Here is a 16,411-nt window from a genome sequence, read left to right on the forward strand (position 1 = left end):
GCCCTGGACTGCCCAATGAATGTCGCAAAGGACCCTGCCCCCTTGACCACCGCCAGTACACTGGACACGCGCCCGTTGCTGCTGGCCAACATGGCCTGCACCATGGCGATGATGGCATTCGTCGCCTTGATCGGGCCCATCGCCCGACTGCTCGGCATGGCCACCTGGCAAGCTGGCGCTGCGGTGACTGTGTCAGGTGTGGTCTGGGTGCTGCTGGCCCGCCCCTGGGGCCGCGCAGCCGACCGCCTGGGCCGCCGACGCATCCTGTTGCTGGGCAGTGCCGGCTTCACGGTGGCGTATTGGCTGCTGTGCCTGTTCGTCGAAGGCGCATTGCGCTGGCTGCCCGGGGCTACCTTGGCGTTCGTCGGCCTGATGCTCGCGCGCGGCTGCATCGGTGCCTTCTACGCGGCCATCCCGGTGGGCTGCAATGCGCTGATCGCCGATCATGTCGGGCCACAACAGCGCGCCCGTGCCATGGCATCGCTGGGTGCAGCGAATGCCGTGGGCCTGGTACTCGGGCCGGCGCTGGCGGCATTGCTGGCACGGTACAGCTTGAGCCTGCCCTTCCATGTGATGTCGCTGCTGCCTGCCAGCGCGTTTCTGGTCCTGCTGTTCAAACTCAAGCCACAACCCCTGGCCCATCGCCATGCGCCCAGCCCGGTGCACTTGAGCGACCCGCGCCTGCGCCGGCCGCTGCTGGTGGCATTCAGCGCGATGCTCAGCGTGACGGTGTCGCAGATCATCGTCGGCTTCTTCGCCCTTGACCGCCTGCAGCTGGGGCCGGCAGAGGCCGCCCAGGCTGCCGGCATCGCCCTGACCACCGTCGGGGTGGCACTGATCCTGTCACAAGTCATCCTGCGCCAGCTGGAATGGCCACCGCTGAAGATGATCCGCGTTGGCGCCAGCGTTTCGGCACTGGGCTTTGCCGCCGGTTCGCTGGCTACCAGCGCGCCGTGGCTGTGGGGGTGCTATTTTGTCGCTGCCGCCGGCATGGGCTTTGTCTTCCCGGCGTTCTCGGCACTCGCCGCCAATGCCATGCACGCTTCAGAACAGGGCGCCACCGCCGGCTCCATCGGCGCAGCTCAAGGTATGGGCGCGGTGATCGGCCCGCTGGCCGGGACACTGATCTACGCCCTCGACCCACGCCTGCCATTCCTGGTGGTGGCTGTGCTGTTGCTGCTGGTCGGGCTGTGGCCTATGCCGCGCTCACGCGCCTGACAAGCACAGCGCGCGAGCGTGCAGAGTGTGTTTTAATGCGCCCATTATTTTTAACACCTCTGATTACAAGGCGGCTATGGACACGGGGACACGACTCAAACTGGTGCGTGAACGCAACAACCTTTCCCAACGCGAACTGGCCCGCCGCAGCGGGCTCACCAACTCGACCATTTCGCAAATCGAGCAGAACCGCGTCAGCCCATCGGTAAGCTCCCTGAAAAAACTGCTCGAAGGCATCCCGATGACCTTGGCAGAGTTCTTCAGCTTCGACGAGCCGGTACGGGAAGAGCGCTTCGTGTTCCGCGCCAGCGAGCAGCCCGACCTGGGCCGCAATGGCCTGCGCATGCTGCTGGTCGGTGCCAGCGTCGAGGCACGGCAGATGCGCATGCTGCGTGAACTGTATGCACCGGGTGCCGATTCGGGTGAGCCGATCGTGCATGCCGAAGGCGAAGAATGCGGACTGGTCACACGGGGCACCGTGGAACTGTGGGTCGATGGCCAGGTCAGCGTTCTGAACTCCGGCGATGGTTACTACATCCCCACTACCCTGCCGCACAGCTTCAAGAACATTGGTCAGGACGAGGCGGAGATCATCAGCGCCAACACGCCGGCCAATTTCTGATTCAAGGCCCAATGGGCCGGGCTGATCGCGGCCAGCACCGCGAACAGCCCGCAGCGCTCAAAGCTTCAGTGCATCGGCCACGAAGTCCAGACGATCCTGGCCAAAGTACATCTGGCCATCGACAAAACAGGTCGGCGCACCAAACACCCCGCGCTCCACAGCCTCTTCTGTCGCCTGTTTCAATGCCGCCTTCACCTCTTCGTCGCCAGTCAGCAGCTGAAATTCAGCGGCGGTAAAACCGGCTTCAGCGAGCACCTGCTCCAATACGGTGACATCACCAAGGTTGCGCCGTTGTACCCATAACCCGTTGAACAGCGCCGCGAGCAAAGCGTCGAAGCGTTCCGGCGCGCGCAACTGCGTGCCCACCAGCCCACGCATCAAGGCCAAGGTGTTGATGGGAAAGCCAGGCGGCAGCCCGAACGGCACGCCATAGCGCGCGGCAAACCGCGCCAGGTCGGTGAACATGTAGCGCCCCTTGGCGGGGATCATCACTGGCGACGCGTTGCCTGTGGCCTGAAACACGCCGCCAAGCAACATCGGCCGGTAACGCAACGCTGCGCCATGGCGGGCGCACAGCGCCGGTAGCTGGGTCCAGGCCAGATAGCTGGCGGGGCTACCCAGGTCGAAGAAGAACTCCACGGTCTTGCTCATGCAACGCACTCCTTTAAGGGTAGGGCTTACCAGCGCTCCATCCACGGGCGCAGGTCGAGTTCAAAGGTCCAGGCGTCGCGTGGCTGTGCGTGCAGGAACCAGTAGCTGTCGGCGATGTGCGCCGGATCCAGAATGCCGTCCTGATCCTTGAGGGCGTAGCGTTCGGGGAAACTGTCACGGATGAATGCGGTGTCGATGGCGCCATCCACCACCACATGGGCAACGTGGATATTGCGCGGCCCCAACTCACGCGCCATGCTTTGCGCCAAAGCCCGCAGGCCATGCTTGGCTCCGGCGAAGGCCGCAAACCCGGCTGCGCCACGGGTGCCCGCGGTGGCACCGGTAAACAGGATTGTGCCGCGCTCACGCACGACCATGCGCCGTGCCACCGCCTGGGCGGTGAGAAAGCCTGCGAAGCAGGCCATTTCCCAGATCTTGAAGTACTTGCGCGGGGTTTCCTCAAGGATGCTACAGGGGACATTGGCGCCAATATTGAAAACGAAGGCTTCGATCGGCCCGATATCGCGCTCGATGGTTTCGACAAGCTCGGCGACTTCATCTTCCTTGCGTGCATCGGAGGCGAAACCGTGTGCCTGCCCGCCGGCAGCACGGATCTCTTCCACCAAGGGTTGCAGTTTGTCGACCTGACGCCGTGTGACGCAGGCGATGTACCCCTCACGGGCAAAGCGCTTGGCGATTTCGCCGCCAGTGGCATCTCCCGCACCGATCACCAGCACCACTTTTTGTTGTTCTGTCATGCGCGCCTCAATTGATGAACGATCGTTTAGTAAACGAACGCTATGTTACGATCACCGGCATCGTCAAGCCCGCCCGCGAGGTTTTTCAGGTGCGCTACTCAACTGAACACAAGCAACAAACCCGTGACAAGCTGCTAGCCAGCAGCGGTGCGCTGGCCAAGCGCGGCGGTTTTGCCAGCACCGGGGTGGCCGGGCTGATGAAAGCCATCGGCCTGACCGGCGGCGCCTTCTACAACCACTTCCCGTCCAAGGACGACCTGTTTACCGAAGTGGTCCGCCAAGAGCTTTGCAACAGCCCGCTGGCACGCCTGGCCAATCAGGGCGCCAGCCGCGAACGCCTGGTGCGCTGCCTGCAGCAGTACCTGAGCCTGGCGCACCTGCACAATCCCGAAGGCGGTTGCCCGCTGCCGCCACTGGGCGTGGAGATTGCCCGCGCCGAACGGCCGGTGCGTGAAGAAGCCGAGCACTGGCTGGTGAGCCTGCACAGTGCGTGGAGCCAGACGCTGGAGGATGAAGCCCTGGCCTGGGTGCTGATCAGCCAGTGTGTCGGGGCGCTGGTGGTCGGGCGCATGCTGGCCAGCGAGTCGGTCCAGACCCAGCTTCTGCAAGCCAATCGAAGTTGCGTCGAAAGGGCTCTGAATGAGAGCTGCTAGCCTGCTGTGTGCAATGTTGCTGAGCACTACGGCCTCGGCCGAGCAGGCCTGCCCACCAGGGCAGTATCAGGTCTGCCTGATGGGTTGCTTCTGCGCGCCGATCGACCTTGGCCAGGCCGGCCAGGTGCTCAAGGACGTCGAGGTCATGGCCTCCAGCAGCCTGGCCTTCGCCTTGCGCCAGGCCCGCGATGAAGCTACCGCCAACGGCAGTGAACCGATCCCCTTGCACATCCGAGCCCAGCTTGAGGGCTGGTATGACTTTGCCGTGCTCGATGCAGCGCGCTATCGGGTTGGGGACGAGCAGCAGATCAGCGCCGCCAATGCCCTGCTGCAGAACCCGGATGTGAATGCGGTGACGCTGATCGACACGATCATCTTCCGCCATGCCAGTGATGCAGAGGACAACGTGGCACTGTGGGCGCATGAGCTCAAGCATGTGCAGCAGTATCAGGAACTGGGGGTAGAGGAATTCGCCCGTCGCTATACGCGCAATTACGAGGCGCTCGAAGAGCCGGCCTACAAGATCGAGGCCGAGGTCGGCAAGGCCTTGCGCCAGCGCAGTTCGGGGCAGGCTCGTTAGCCTTCACCGGCCTCATCAGGAGGAAGCAGTAGCCCCCTCACCCTCTTCCACCCTGCTGGCATACCGCTGCGCCAGCACCGCACACACCATCAACTGGATTTGATGGAACAGCATGAGCGGCAAGATCATGGCGCCGATGCCACTGCCCACGAACAACACTTGCGCCATTGGCACACCCGTGGCCAGGCTCTTCTTGGAGCCGGCAAACAGGATGGTGATGCGGTCTTCCAGGCTGAAGCCCAACACCTTGCCCAGCAAGCGGGTACCGTACAGCACTACAGCCAGCAGAATCCCGCATACGGCGAACAAGCCCGCCAGGTGCTGCGGCGATACCGTGTGCCACAAGCCCGTCACTACCGCCTCGCTGAACGCGGTGTAGACCACCAGCAGGATCGAGCCCTGATCCACCACTTTGAGCCAGCGCGCATTGCGCTTGACCCATGCGCCAATCCAGCGCCGCGCAATCTGCCCGGCGATGAAGGGCACCAACAGCTGCAGGGTGATTTTCAGCACTGCATCCAGGCCCGACCCGGTATCGCCCCCAGCCCCCAACAGCAGCATCACCAGCAGCGGCGTCAGGAAGATCCCGATCAGGCTGGACGCCGCTGCACTGCAAATGGCAGCTGGCACGTTGCCGCGGGCCAACGATGTGAAGGCGATGGCCGACTGCACAGTGGCCGGCAAAGCGCACAGGTAGAGGACGCCCAGATACAACTCGTTGCCCACCAGCGGCACGAACAGTGGCTTGAAGGCAAGGCCGAGCAACGGGAACAGCACGAAGGTGCAGGAGAACACCAGCAAGTGCAGGCGCCAGTGCCCGGCACCGGCGATGATCGCCTCGCGCGACAGCTTGGCACCGTGCAGGAAGAACAGCAGACCGATGGCCAGATTGGTCAACCAGCCGAAATACACCGCGCCATCACCAGAGCAGGGCAACACGGTGGCGATCAGCACTACCCCGAGCAAGGCCAGGGTGAAGTTGTCGAACAACATGCGCAAATACTTCATAACAGTTTCCGTCTTGTCGTTGTGCAATGACAGACGATAAGGTCTTGGGCTTTTTCCCGCTAACGCTGGAACCCCCACCGGTGTCGCTCAACGGACACAGACTGAAAAGGATCTTTGCATGCACTTCGCTCCCCTCATTGCAGCTACCGCGCTGGCGTTGATCGCCGCCACGGCAAACGCAGCCGATCCCCTGCAGGCCCAGGTGGACGAGATCATCCGCCCACTGATGCATGACCAGGACATCGCCGGCATGGCCGTAGGCCTGTACGTAAACGGCCAGGCGCACTACTTCAGCTACGGCGTGGCCAGCAAGGCCGACAACAAACCCGTCACCGCCGATACGCTGTTCGAGATCGGTTCATTGAGCAAAACCTACACCGCTACCCTTGCCGCGCTGGCCAGCGCCGAAGGCAAGCTTGATCTCGACGCACCGGCCGAACGCTATCAGCCAGCCCTTGCCGGCACGTCGCTGGGTAAAGCCAGTGTGCTCGAACTGGGGGCGTACAGCGCCGACTGCCTGCCCCTGCAGTTCCCTGACGCTGTCCAGACTGACGAGCAAGCGCTGGAGTTCTTCCGAACCTGGAAGCCCCGTGCTGAACATGGTACCCAGCGCTGCTATTCGAACCCAAGCCTGGGGCTGTTCGGCGACTTGGCAGCACGCGCGCAGCAGCAGCCATTCGCAGAACTGATGACCAAAAGCCTGTTGCCACAAATGGGCCTGAAACACACCTACCTGCAGGTACCTGCCAGCGCGCAGGGCCTCTATGCCCAAGGGTATGACGCACAAAACCGGCCGGTGCACGTCAGCCCGGGCCCATATGCCGATGAGGCCTACGCAATCAAGACCAGCGCCAGCGACCTGCTGCGCTACGTGCGCCTGCACATGCAGCCAGCCGAGTTGTCGCCTGCGTTGAGAAAGGCGGCCGCCATTACCCAGGCGGGCTATTTCCAGGTCGGTGCAATGACCCAAGGCCTGGGATGGGAACGCTACCCCTACCCCGCAGCGCTCGATACGCTGGTCGATGGCAACGGTTCACGGATGGTTCGGGAGCCTCAGGCCACCCAGCGTCTGAACCCGACACGCCCCGCCCTGCCCCAGGCCTGGTACAACAAGACCGGCGCCACGGGCGGCTTTGGCGCCTATGCCGCGTTCATTCCGGCCGAAGGCAAGGCCATCGTTCTTCTGGCAAACCGCAATTATCCCAACGAAGAACGCGTGCGTGCGGCCTACCGGATCCTCTCCGGCATTGACCGCTGAAAGGCACCCCGAGCAGGATTGTCCGACAAGATGTAGTGGAAAAAAATATTCACTACAAAACGGTTGACGCCATTCATCGCGCTTGGGCATGATGAAGCCGTCTCCCTGATCGGGAGCGGTGGCAAGGGTGTTCCAGATGGCCTGCGCGGTAACGCAGGCCGTCCGTGGAGAGGGAACTGTCCAAAAGGCAGCGTGAGAAAGCCCCTGTTGCGATGCTGCTGTAGCAGCCTTGGTAGTGCGCTACATGCTGTAGCGCCAACTGTGAAAATCACCAACAAAAATGGGTAATGGGGGCTTTATGATGAACTTGAACAACAATCCCACAATTGACCAACTGGCCCAGCTGTTTGCCATGCGCAAGGACAGCCTCGACGACCACCTGCTGTGGGTCAGCCAAACCGGCGAAGTGCGCCTCGACCGCCTGCCGCCGAACACCATCGAAGATGAATTCGAAGAGCACCTGCCCAGCATGCGTGCCCGCTTCAAGGTCTACCGCCGTGGCCAGGGCTACGTCGGCAAGAAGGCCGCCGCCGACACCGAGTTCGTTGGCCGCGTGCTGCAGACCCTGCAACAAGAATGGCCCGCCGCCCGTGAGCGGCAGGCAGTCAAGGTGATCGAGCCGCTCAACTGACCCTTCATTGAGCTGCCACACCACTTCCTGAGCCCGGCCCGCATAGGCCGGGCTTTTTCATGCCTGGCGACGCTGTCGCTGCGGCAATGCCAATGCGCCAATCGCCAGCGCCCTGGCCCGCTCGACGCCCCATACCAAAGCACGTGTCATGGTCTCACCCGGGCGTGCCGGGTAATACTCTTCCAGCAACGCTTTGCCGTCCTGGCCGTACAGCCCAAGGAACAGTTGCGTGGCGCCCAGCCGTGACAGGCGCACCTGTACATCGATGGTGGTGCCATCGCTCAGTGCTTCATCGTGGCTGCGGCAGTGCAATTGCGCATCGGCCCACTGCCAGTAAGCCTCTTCCCTGACCCGCATGCAAACAGTGCTCCTTTCCTGAGGTCCCCAGGCAGAAGACCACAGCTGCATCGATTCGGCGAGCACAACCCAGCGTTACCATGAGCAAGATCAAACAAGGAACAAAAAAACCCCGCGAAGGGTGCGGGGTTATGTGAACGGGGTCACTTTCTCGGCGCAACCCTCGGCGTGAAGCGGCCCTTTTTGCTGCGTTGCAGATGTGCCGGTTGCAGCTGCTGCGAATCATCCAGCGTCATGTGGGCAAAGCCCAGGCGAAACGCTGCCTGACCGCAGCGCACCTGGCTGTTGATAGGGAACGCATCATTCATGTCTTCGAAAAAGGACTCACTCATGCCCTGTCTCCATTTCAGTGGCGACCGCGCCGGCAAGTGAAGGGTTTTGCCTGGAAAAACGCAGCCTGTGAAAGTGAGACTAGCCGGTCATTTACGGACTGCTCGGGCAAACCACCCGGAGCCGACAAGTGGCACAATGCCTTTATTTCAGGCGCACAGCGGTGCCCGTGGCGAACACTACAACCATGCCGCCTTGCACTGAGGGCATGCTGATTTCGAAATCCACACCCACCACTGCATCGGCTTGCAACTGCCGTGCCCGTGCTTTCAGTTCCTCGGTTGCCTGCTCGCGGGCGAGGCGTAGTGCGCCCTCCAGCGTCTGTGAGCGGCCGCCGAAGAAGTCGCGAAAGCGTGCAAAGAAATCGCGCACGAAGTTGATGCCTTGCACCGATTCGGAGCTGACTACGCCAAGGTATTCAGCAATCGGCCGGCCTTCGAGCTGGCTGGTGGTGGATATGATCATCGCAGGCTCCGGTGGCGTGACAAAAGAGCCCGAGTCTAACAAAGCATCGGCCCTTCGGGTTTACCCGGGAGAGGGCCGAACGGCTCTACACAACCATTATTGAGCGCTCGCAGCCCGTAACCGCTGGCCAAGCTTGGGTCCGAACACATTGACCAGCAGCCCGAGCATCACCAACAGCGCCCCCCACCCCTGCACTGCCGTCAGCCGCTCACCCAGCAACCAGGCGGAAGAGCTCAAGCCAATCACCGGCACCAGCAACGAAAACGGCGCGACCTTACCCGCCGGGTGCCGCGACAGCAGCGTGCTCCACAAGCTGTAGCCGAGCATGGTGGCTACGAACGCCAGGTAGATCAGCGCCAGCACCGAGCTCCAGCTGATATTGGCCAGCGCATGGCCGATACGCTCGGGCCCTTCCAGCCACCAAGACAGGGCCAAAAACGGCAGCGGCGGGATCAGCCCGCCCCAGATCACCAGCGCCACCAGGTCGACCGAGCCAAACCGCCGTGTGATGATATTGCCCATGCCCCACATTGCGCCTGCGCACAAGGTCAGCAGTAGCGCCACCATCGGCACGTGGCCACTGTCCTCGCTGCCGATCAGCGCCAGCCCGCTGGCTGCAACCAGCAAACCCAGCAGGCTCGCCAGGCGCAAGCGCTCACCCAGAAACAGCGCAGCGAACCCGAGGGTGAAGAAAGCCTGGGATTGCAACACCAGTGACGCCAGGCCTGGCGGCATGCCGCTATACATGGCCTGGAACAGGAAGGCGAACTGCCCCAGGGAAATCGTGGCGCCATAGGCGATCAGCCAGCGCCACGGCAGTTTCGGCCGCTTGACCAGCAAGATCGCCGGGAACGCAACCAGCAAGAAGCGCAACGCCCCCAACAGCATCGGCGGCAGGCCATCGAGGCCCACCTTGATGACCACGAAATTGACTCCCCAGGCGACGATCACCACCAGGGCAATCAGCAGGTCCTTGAGCGGCATTGCAGCTTCCTTCTTCAGGCGTTCTAGACATATTTCGTTACAGCATAAAGCCATTTGCACATGCTGGACCGGCACAGTTAGGCTTCGGCCTTGCGCAACAGTACAGATATTCTGGAACGGGCTCGGGCGTTCACCCTGACTCAACCTCCCTGTAACGTTGCACAGCGCGACCAACTCATACCTTGGGGCGCCCGGTGACCCAATAGTCAAGCGCCACTTTTCGTTTCAATCAGGCCACACCATGACCGATATCGCAGGGCAACTCGACCCTCCCCTGTTACCCGTCGACCAGCCTCGGGTGGTGGTCTTCGTTGCCTACCCCGCCATGGGCCTGCTCGACCTCAGCGGCGCGCAGACCGTGTTCTGGGCAGCCACCAAGGCCATGGCCGAGCGCGGCCTGCCCGGCTACCGCCTGCATACTGCCAGCCTCGACGGTGGCCTGCAGCCAACCGCCGAAGGCCTGGTGGTGGCCACCGAGCGCCTGGATGATGCCATGGCCCAGGCCGTCGACACGTTGATCGTACCCGGCGCGCCGGACATCATCCGCAGCCTTCCCGAGCACGGTCCGCTGGTGGCCTGGCTGCGCCGCGCCAGCCAGCACGCCAGGCGCACGGCATCGGTCTGCAGCGGCACGTTCCTGCTGGCCAGTGCCGGCCTGCTCGACGGCCGTCGTGCTGCCACCCACTGGGCCATGTGCGAGGTGTTGCGCCGCGACTTCCCGGCCGTGCAGGTCGACCACGAATCGATCTTCGTTCAGCAAGGTACCCTGTGGACCTCGGCGGGTGTGAGTGCAGGGATCGACCTGGCACTGGCGCTGGTCGAGCTGGACTGCGGCCGCGACGTCGCGATGCAGGTGGCTCGCGAACTGGTGGTGTTTCTCAAGCGCCCGGGCGGCCAGGCGCAGTTCAGCGAACTGCTCAAGCTGCAAGGCCAGGACTGCGCGGAGTTCGAAGCCCTGCACCTGTGGCTCAATGAGAACCTGGGCGACCCACGCTTGAGCGTGGAGTGCCTGGCCGAACAGGCGCACATGAGCCTGCGCAATTTCACCCGGGTGTACAAACTGAAGACCGGCCGCACACCGGCCAAGGCGATCGAGGTGTTCCGCCTGGAGGCGGCCCGGCGCCAGCTGGAAAACACCGACAGCCACATCGAGCAGGTCGCCCGCCTGTGCGGCTTCGGTAGCGAAGAACGCATGCGCCTTGCCTTCCAGCGCCACCTGGCCGTCACCCCGCGCGACTACCGTGCGCGCTTCGCCCGCAGCGTGCCGCTGGCCGAAATTCAGGGTTCTTTGGCCTAGGGCCCGCGCTTCGTCGCCCGTAGCATCGTTGATCGCAAACAAGGGCTACCTTGTTCTATCCGGACCTTCCAGGAGCACAACGATGAAAAACATCCTGATCATTGGCGCAGGTTTCGCCGGCCTGTGGAGCGCCCTGAGCGCTGTCCGCCAACTGGACCTGCATGGCCGTACGGATATCGAGGTGACGCTGCTCGCGCCTCAGCCCGAATTGCATGTGCGCCCACGGTTCTACGAGCCCGACGTACACACCATGGCTGCACCGTTGCAGGCGTTGTTCGAGGCGGTGAGCGTGCGTTTCGTGCAGGGCACGGCGTTCCACATCGACGAAGCCGGCAAGCGTGTGAGCTACCGCACCCAAAGCGGCACCGAGTGCAGCCTGCCCTACGACCGCCTGATCATGGCCTGCGGCAGCGTTCTCAACCGCCCGGACATGGTCGGCATCGAACATGTCTTCGATGTCGACAAGATCGACAGTGCCGCACGCCTTGAGGCCCACCTCAAGTCCTTGGCCAACCTGCCCGACACCCCTGCACGCAATACCGTGGTAGTGGCGGGCGGCGGCTTCACCGGCATCGAGACCGCGACCGAGCTGCCATCGCGCTTGCGCAATATCCTTGGCGAGCAGGCACGGCTGCGCGTGGTGGTGGTCGACCGCGGCGTGAAAATCGGTGCAGCTTTGGGCGACGGCATTCGCCCCTCTATCGAGCAGGCCTGCGAGTCACTGGGTATCGAATGGATCTGCGCGGCCAGCGTGGCCTCGGTCGACCCCGAAGGCGTACTGCTTGACAACGGCCAGCGCATCGAGGCCGGTACAGTGATCTGGACCGTGGGCTTCAAGGCCAACCCGTTGACCGAGCAGATCAGCGGCGAACGCGACCGCCAAGGCCGCCTGCACGTGGATGGCAACCTCAAGGTCAAGGGCAATGATGCGGTGTATGCCGCCGGTGACGTGGCCTACGCAGCCTGCGATGAGGCGGGCAACTACGCGGTGATGTCCTGCCAGCATGCCATCCCGCTCGGGCGTTACGCGGGCAACAACGCTGTGGCCGAACTCATTGGCGTGGCGCCCATGCCCTACAGCCAGCCCAAGTATGTGACCTGCCTCGACCTGGGTGCCTGGGGCGCGGTATACACCGAAGGCTGGGAACGCACGGTTTCCCCGCCCACGGACAAGGCCGAAGCGAAGGTGCTGAAGTCGCAGATCAACTCGATCTGGATTTATCCGCCGGCGGCCACGGACCGTCAGGCAGCATTGGCGGCGGCTGACCCGACCATACCAGTGGCCTGACCCAGCATCCATGGCCCACGCTTGGCAGCGCGGCAACACCTGCGCCGCGCAAGCAGTTCAATCCCGCTCGAAGAAGCTCGGGCCCTTTTCCTTCAGCAGCGCTACCAGCGCCCCGGCTGCCGGCGACAGGTAGCCGTCGGTGCGCACGGACACCGCCACGGTCCGGCGCATGGTGGTTTGCTGCAGAGGCACCTCGCGCAACCACGTCATCCCCAACCCGTGTTCCAGCGTTTCCCGTGCGACAAAGCTGAGCAGTCGCGTTCGGGCGATCAGCCGTGGCAACAGTGAAATCGCGTTGGTTTCCACCTGCACTTGCGGCGCCGGCAACTGGTGGCTGATGAATACATTGTCGATCCAGCGCCGCGCTGTAACGGTCGGCCCTGCCAGCACCCAGCGGTACTGGCAGAGGTCCTTTAGCTCGATGGGCCCGCAGAACACCGGATGCTCGGCGCTGGCCACCACGATCGCCTCATCTTCAAGGATGGCATGCGTGGTGAACTGCGGGTCATCGGCAAGCTGCGGCGAAATGATCACATCCAGGCGCCCCGCCCGTAGCGACTCCTTGAGTACATCGTCCTGCGCGATAGACAGCTTCAGGGTTACCTCAGGCGCCCGTTCGAGCAAGGCGGCGGTCAGGTGGGGCAGCAAGTGGTCGGCCATGCTCGCCGCGCAGCCCAGGCGAATGTTACCCACCAGCCCATTGGCAAAATCGCGCACCTCACGCTCGGTTTCGGCGATGTTCAGTTGCAGTTGCCTGCCCCGTGCCAGCAACAGCTTGCCGACATCGGTGAGTTTGATGCGGCGGCCGTCGCGCTGAAACAACCGGGTGCCCAGCGACTCTTCAAGCCGTTGAATGCTCTTGGTCAGTGCCGGCTGGCTGCGGTTGAGCTTTTCTGCGGCTCGGCCCAGATGGCCGAGTTCGGCGATGGTTTCGAAGTAGGTGAGATCGCGCAGGTCCATGATTCATGAATTTCAGTTATGGATTCATCAAAAGTAGAAAATAGACTTGATCGATTACGCAGTCGATAATTTTCTGCGCTGGCGTTGCCAGCCCGCGTTGTCGCTACGCAAGGAGTATCCCCGTTGCAGACTGCCCTCCCAGGCTCTTCCAGAACCCCCACCCTGTGGTTAGCCCTGCTGACCTGCGCCGGTGCCTGCGGCCAGCTGCTGCATGCCATGGCCGTACCGGCCGGCTTGTTCCTCGGCCCCATGCTGGTAGCCATTGCGTTTGGCGTATCCGGAGCACGCTTGAGCATGCACCGCCAGGTGTTCCGCTTCGGCCAAGGCTGTGTTGGCCTGCTGGTCGCACACTCGGTGACCTGGGCTGTGCTGGTCTGCATGGCGCACTCCTGGCACATGATGCTGGTGGCCACCTTCATCACCGTTGCCCTGAGCGCTCTGGTCGGGCTCGGTACCGTGCGTTTCGGTGGCATACCTGGCAGCACGGCTGCGTGGGGAACCGCGCCCGGTGCGGCCTCGGCCATGGTATCGATGGCCGAAGAAAACGGCGCCGACGCCCGGGTGGTGGCGACCATGCAATATGTGCGGGTGGTGTGCGTGGTGATGATCGGTGCGCTGGTCAGCCACCTGCTGGGTGCTACGCCGGGCAACGGCGCCGCGGCCAGTTCACCGGCGGTGATGCAAAGCCTGAACCTGTTCGACACGGTACTCAGCGTTGGCGTAGTGCTGTTCGGTATGCTGGTGGGTAGCCGCATGCCGGCCGGCGCCCTGCTGATGCCGCTGTTGCTCGGCGGTGCGCTGCAACTGGGCGGCGTGCTGACGATCACACTGCCCGCACCGCTGCTGGCCTTCGCCTATGGCGCCATCGGTTGCTACATAGGCCTGCGCTTTGACCGGCAGACCGTGCGCTATGTGTGGAAGCGCTTGCCGACGATGATTGCCGGCGCCATGGCCTTGATCATCCTGTGTGCCGCCTGTGCCTGGGTACTGGCAATGGCCATGGATACCGACTTTCTGTCGATGTACCTGGCCACCAGCCCCGGGGGGCTGGATGCCATGGCGATCATCGCGGTCGAGACGCATGCCGACGTCGGGTTGGTGCTGGCGATGCAGACCTTGCGCTTGTTTGGCGTGATTCTTACCGGGGCCTTCTGTGCTCGGCAGATCATTCGAATGACACAGGCATGACCTGATCGCGCCTTGCGCTGACGGTCAGCCGCGCAACGCCGCCTCGATTGCGGCCACATCGATCTTGCCCATGTCCAGCATCGCCTCGAACGCCCGCTTTGCCGCCGCCCGGTCCGGGTTGCCGATGGCTTCGATCAGGATCCTTGGGCAGATCTGCCAGGATATTCCCCACTTGTCCTTGCACCAGCCGCAGACGCTTTCTTGTCCGCCATTGCTGACGATGGCGTGCCACAGTCGGTCGGTCTCGGCCTGGTCCTCAGTGCTGACCTGAAACGAAAATGCCTCGCAGTGGCTGAACGCCTTGCCGCCATTGAGCCCCACGCAAGGGATGCCCATGACGGTGAATTCGACCGTGATCACATCACCCGCCTTGCCTGAGGGGTAATCACTCGGTGCCTGATGCACCGCGATTACCTTGCTGTCGGGGAAAGTGCTGGCGTAGAAGTTCGCAGCGTCTTGCGCGTCGTGGTCGAACCACAGGCAAATCGTGTTCTTGGCAGTCATGGCAAGGCTCCAGGGATAGGCCGGGACCTTTCAGTCTAGCCCCTGGGCACGGCACGGCGATGGGCGGGGCGCACGCTTGATCGGAGTGCGTCAAGCGCAGTGATTGCCGATGCCTGGCCAAATCAGAAAATCCCTACACGCAGCGGAGAATTATCGAGTCTTCGCACGCTTCACTTATCCATCCGGCAAGCACGATCATCTCCAAAGCGGCCTATAACCGACTTTTTTCAGGGAGATTCAGGTTTGTCGGACTTCCAAGCAAAGCTGCAGCACCTTACCGCTGAACAGGTCGAGGCGCTGTACAGCGAATACATCAGCGGTGAAAAGATTGCACACCTGCTCGAGCGCTACGCCATTGACGTGGCACCCAGCAGCCTGATCAAGGCGTTCCCGCCCCTGCCCTGCGCCGACCTGTGTTGCCCCTACTGCAAAACCAGCCTGTATGAACGGCGTAAAAGCCGCACAGCTTCGAGCTGCCACGAAAACATGGCCTTCTGCAAAACCTGCGAGCATCGCCATTACTTCCCCGGGCGTACCCAGTGGCGCCGCGATTGCGCGTGCCAACCGTGCCTGGCGGCGCGCCAACAGGCCAGGCTGGAGCTGCAAGCACAACAGCGCCAACGCATAAGGGAGCACTGGTCACTGGCCAGACGCCGGCCGATACCTCTGCGCAGCCTTTCGATAACCCGCAAGCTGCAACTGCTGGCCCTGCTCGAGGTGCGAATGGACAAACAGCTTGACCGCCTGCTCCCGGCAGAGCATCCCACTGGCGATGAATGTCTCAGCCCGTCCAAGACCATGGATGCAAACCTGCTGCAGGCTTTGCAAGAAGACCTGATCCTGCTGGTCGACCCTGATTCGCCGCCGGTATGTTTCAGCAATGACCCAACGCCCAAGGCATGGCGTGACAAAGTGTACTGGGTGGTCAATGTAAGCCTGCACGGGCACCAACGTGCCCGCCTGACGCCGCTGCATCGCGCGCTGCTTGAGCTGCTGGGCGCAGGCCCCCGGCCCGAGTGGCGCGAAGAGCTCAGCGAGGCAATCACAACCTTGGCGATTGAAGAGGTGTTTGCCTGCATTGCTTCGCGCTGCGCTGCGCATGGCCTGCCGTTCGAAGCTAGCGCAAAGGCCGAGCGGGTTGTCGCGCAACTGCTCGGTATGCTGCCAGTAGCGTCTGCCTGGTCGCTTGTCGACGGCGCGGTGCACGGCGCGCTTGCCTACAGGGCGCGCAGCCATGTCACGCCGCTTCATGCCAGCAGCACCATTCCCGCCAACATTCTGGCGGCGGCTGAACGGGCCGTGAGGGAGCAGTGGCAGTTCAGCCCGTGCAGCTACGCCAGCAACGCAGTGCTCAACCACTACAGCCGTGTGCTGTTCGATGTACTCCTGCGACAGGCGGATCACGGCCTGCGGCGCAGGATTGCCGAGTACATCGAGCAGCTTCCCTGTCGTGGCGCATAACGGCAGTCACTTCAGGGTTTTTTCCAGGCCCTTGACGATCCCGCGAACAGGCCGCTTCCGACACGCGAAGCAGCCTGTTCGCCGAGGCGCTCTAGCCCGCCCTTTGCAACATCCTGCAGACAATTCCTACCCCCAGCAGTGAACCTGCTTGCAAAAATGCGGTCTTTCGCTGACGGTCAATCCACCGACCGGTTCGCC

At 62.9% G+C, this 16,411-nt stretch carries 19 protein-coding genes; 10 read left to right on the forward strand and 9 right to left on the reverse strand.

Translation table 11 applies throughout. The annotated features are described in order from the left end of the window. The first annotated feature begins 15 nt into the window (after positions 1-15). Together IWW33_RS26105 and IWW33_RS26110 are read left to right on the forward strand one after the other, a co-directional pair. Positions 16-1,218, forward strand: coding sequence for an MFS transporter (locus IWW33_RS26105; RefSeq protein WP_115275037.1), 1,203 nt, complete (start codon positions 16-18; stop codon positions 1,216-1,218). A gap of 76 nt (positions 1,219-1,294) precedes the next feature. Beyond that, positions 1,295-1,840 carry a cupin domain-containing protein gene (locus IWW33_RS26110; protein WP_012314247.1) on the forward strand — a complete coding sequence of 182 codons (546 nt, stop codon included), beginning with the start codon at positions 1,295-1,297 and terminating at the stop codon, positions 1,838-1,840. 57 nt (positions 1,841-1,897) lie between these two features. Here IWW33_RS26110 and IWW33_RS26115 read toward each other — a convergent pair whose 3' ends face one another. Then, a complete protein-coding gene (locus tag IWW33_RS26115; protein ID WP_115275038.1) occupies positions 1,898-2,491 on the reverse strand; it encodes a 2-hydroxychromene-2-carboxylate isomerase in 594 nt (197 codons plus the stop codon). A 26-nt stretch (positions 2,492-2,517) separates the two neighbouring features. Then, positions 2,518-3,249, reverse strand: a complete 732-nt coding sequence (locus IWW33_RS26120) for an SDR family oxidoreductase (RefSeq protein ID WP_046785447.1) — start codon at positions 3,247-3,249, stop codon at positions 2,518-2,520. Positions 3,250-3,338: 89 nt separating this feature from the next. Between IWW33_RS26120 and IWW33_RS26125 the strand changes: the two genes are divergently transcribed. Then, the gene (locus tag IWW33_RS26125) at positions 3,339-3,902 is read left to right on the forward strand and encodes a TetR/AcrR family transcriptional regulator (RefSeq protein ID WP_046785657.1); all 564 of its coding nucleotides are present in this window, start codon (positions 3,339-3,341) and stop codon (positions 3,900-3,902) included. Beyond that, complete coding sequence (locus IWW33_RS26130; RefSeq protein ID WP_115275040.1) at positions 3,889-4,482, forward strand: DUF4157 domain-containing protein; 594 nt, start codon at positions 3,889-3,891, stop codon at positions 4,480-4,482. The genes IWW33_RS26125 and IWW33_RS26130 overlap by 14 nt, the downstream gene beginning before the upstream one ends. A 15-nt stretch (positions 4,483-4,497) precedes the next feature. On the opposite strand, the gene IWW33_RS26135 is transcribed toward IWW33_RS26130, so the two are convergent. Then, complete coding sequence (locus IWW33_RS26135; protein ID WP_046785449.1) at positions 4,498-5,490, reverse strand: bile acid:sodium symporter family protein; 993 nt, start codon at positions 5,488-5,490, stop codon at positions 4,498-4,500. A 118-nt stretch (positions 5,491-5,608) separates the two neighbouring features. On the opposite strand from IWW33_RS26135, the gene ampC reads away from it, so the two are divergent. After that, a complete protein-coding gene (gene ampC, locus IWW33_RS26140; protein ID WP_119688930.1) occupies positions 5,609-6,748 on the forward strand; it encodes a class C beta-lactamase in 1,140 nt (379 codons plus the stop codon). A 298-nt stretch (positions 6,749-7,046) separates the two neighbouring features. Continuing rightward, positions 7,047-7,379 (forward strand): hypothetical protein, encoded by a 333-nt coding sequence (locus IWW33_RS26145; RefSeq protein ID WP_012314240.1) that lies wholly within the window; start codon positions 7,047-7,049, stop codon positions 7,377-7,379. A 57-nt stretch (positions 7,380-7,436) separates the two neighbouring features. Here the strand turns inward: IWW33_RS26145 and IWW33_RS26150 are convergent, their stop codons facing one another. The 4 genes from IWW33_RS26150 to IWW33_RS26165 form a co-directional block, all read right to left on the reverse strand. Continuing rightward, complete coding sequence (locus tag IWW33_RS26150) at positions 7,437-7,736, reverse strand: hypothetical protein (RefSeq protein WP_115275043.1); 300 nt, start codon at positions 7,734-7,736, stop codon at positions 7,437-7,439. Between the two features lie 143 nt (positions 7,737-7,879). Continuing rightward, a complete protein-coding gene (locus tag IWW33_RS26155; protein WP_115275044.1) occupies positions 7,880-8,068 on the reverse strand; it encodes a hypothetical protein in 189 nt (62 codons plus the stop codon). Between the two features lie 142 nt (positions 8,069-8,210). Beyond that, complete coding sequence (locus IWW33_RS26160; RefSeq protein ID WP_012314237.1) at positions 8,211-8,531, reverse strand: YbjQ family protein; 321 nt, start codon at positions 8,529-8,531, stop codon at positions 8,211-8,213. Between the two features lie 96 nt (positions 8,532-8,627). Further along, positions 8,628-9,515, reverse strand: a complete 888-nt coding sequence (locus IWW33_RS26165) for an O-acetylserine/cysteine exporter (RefSeq protein ID WP_012314236.1) — start codon at positions 9,513-9,515, stop codon at positions 8,628-8,630. A gap of 241 nt (positions 9,516-9,756) precedes the next feature. Here IWW33_RS26165 and IWW33_RS26170 point away from each other — a divergent pair, with 241 nt between their 5' ends. Continuing rightward, complete coding sequence (locus tag IWW33_RS26170; RefSeq protein ID WP_119688927.1) at positions 9,757-10,812, forward strand: DJ-1/PfpI family protein; 1,056 nt, start codon at positions 9,757-9,759, stop codon at positions 10,810-10,812. An 82-nt stretch (positions 10,813-10,894) separates the two neighbouring features. Further along, a complete protein-coding gene (locus IWW33_RS26175) occupies positions 10,895-12,100 on the forward strand; it encodes an NAD(P)/FAD-dependent oxidoreductase (protein ID WP_161872965.1) in 1,206 nt (401 codons plus the stop codon). Positions 12,101-12,157: 57 nt separating this feature from the next. On the opposite strand, the gene IWW33_RS26180 is transcribed toward IWW33_RS26175, so the two are convergent. Next, positions 12,158-13,060 (reverse strand): LysR family transcriptional regulator, encoded by a 903-nt coding sequence (locus IWW33_RS26180; RefSeq protein ID WP_115275047.1) that lies wholly within the window; start codon positions 13,058-13,060, stop codon positions 12,158-12,160. Positions 13,061-13,183: 123 nt separating this feature from the next. Here IWW33_RS26180 and IWW33_RS26185 point away from each other — a divergent pair, with 123 nt between their 5' ends. After that, complete coding sequence (locus IWW33_RS26185) at positions 13,184-14,248, forward strand: AbrB family transcriptional regulator (RefSeq protein WP_174141485.1); 1,065 nt, start codon at positions 13,184-13,186, stop codon at positions 14,246-14,248. Positions 14,249-14,272: 24 nt separating this feature from the next. On the opposite strand, the gene IWW33_RS26190 is transcribed toward IWW33_RS26185, so the two are convergent. Continuing rightward, positions 14,273-14,752 carry a VOC family protein gene (locus IWW33_RS26190; protein WP_046785456.1) on the reverse strand — a complete coding sequence of 160 codons (480 nt, stop codon included), beginning with the start codon at positions 14,750-14,752 and terminating at the stop codon, positions 14,273-14,275. Between the two features lie 243 nt (positions 14,753-14,995). Between IWW33_RS26190 and IWW33_RS26195 the strand changes: the two genes are divergently transcribed. Next, positions 14,996-16,213 carry a hypothetical protein gene (locus IWW33_RS26195; RefSeq protein WP_174141484.1) on the forward strand — a complete coding sequence of 406 codons (1,218 nt, stop codon included), beginning with the start codon at positions 14,996-14,998 and terminating at the stop codon, positions 16,211-16,213. Positions 16,214-16,411: the final 198 nt, after the last annotated feature.

The organism is Pseudomonas sp. M2 (assembly GCF_015751845.1).
Taxonomy (GTDB): domain Bacteria; phylum Pseudomonadota; class Gammaproteobacteria; order Pseudomonadales; family Pseudomonadaceae; genus Aquipseudomonas; species Aquipseudomonas putida_E.

Excerpts from the sequence above, each read along its gene's own strand:
- IWW33_RS26155 (WP_115275044.1), bottom strand. The coding sequence starts at position 8,068 with ATGAGTGAGTCCTTTTTCGAAGACATGAATGATGCGTTCCCTATCAAC.
- IWW33_RS26115 (WP_115275038.1), bottom strand. The coding sequence starts at position 2,491 with ATGAGCAAGACCGTGGAGTTCTTCTTCGACCTGGGTAGCCCCGCCAGC.
- ampC (WP_119688930.1), top strand. The coding sequence starts at position 5,609 with ATGCACTTCGCTCCCCTCATTGCAGCTACCGCGCTGGCGTTGATCGCC.
- IWW33_RS26190 (WP_046785456.1), bottom strand. The coding sequence starts at position 14,752 with ATGACTGCCAAGAACACGATTTGCCTGTGGTTCGACCACGACGCGCAA.
- IWW33_RS26110 (WP_012314247.1), top strand. The coding sequence starts at position 1,295 with ATGGACACGGGGACACGACTCAAACTGGTGCGTGAACGCAACAACCTT.
- IWW33_RS26175 (WP_161872965.1), top strand. The coding sequence starts at position 10,895 with ATGAAAAACATCCTGATCATTGGCGCAGGTTTCGCCGGCCTGTGGAGC.
- IWW33_RS26120 (WP_046785447.1), bottom strand. The coding sequence starts at position 3,249 with ATGACAGAACAACAAAAAGTGGTGCTGGTGATCGGTGCGGGAGATGCC.
- IWW33_RS26165 (WP_012314236.1), bottom strand. The coding sequence starts at position 9,515 with ATGCCGCTCAAGGACCTGCTGATTGCCCTGGTGGTGATCGTCGCCTGG.
- IWW33_RS26180 (WP_115275047.1), bottom strand. The coding sequence starts at position 13,060 with ATGGACCTGCGCGATCTCACCTACTTCGAAACCATCGCCGAACTCGGC.
- IWW33_RS26130 (WP_115275040.1), top strand. The coding sequence starts at position 3,889 with ATGAGAGCTGCTAGCCTGCTGTGTGCAATGTTGCTGAGCACTACGGCC.
- IWW33_RS26150 (WP_115275043.1), bottom strand. The coding sequence starts at position 7,736 with ATGCGGGTCAGGGAAGAGGCTTACTGGCAGTGGGCCGATGCGCAATTG.
- IWW33_RS26145 (WP_012314240.1), top strand. The coding sequence starts at position 7,047 with ATGATGAACTTGAACAACAATCCCACAATTGACCAACTGGCCCAGCTG.
- IWW33_RS26105 (WP_115275037.1), top strand. The coding sequence starts at position 16 with ATGAATGTCGCAAAGGACCCTGCCCCCTTGACCACCGCCAGTACACTG.
- IWW33_RS26170 (WP_119688927.1), top strand. The coding sequence starts at position 9,757 with ATGACCGATATCGCAGGGCAACTCGACCCTCCCCTGTTACCCGTCGAC.
- IWW33_RS26160 (WP_012314237.1), bottom strand. The coding sequence starts at position 8,531 with ATGATCATATCCACCACCAGCCAGCTCGAAGGCCGGCCGATTGCTGAA.
- IWW33_RS26135 (WP_046785449.1), bottom strand. The coding sequence starts at position 5,490 with ATGAAGTATTTGCGCATGTTGTTCGACAACTTCACCCTGGCCTTGCTC.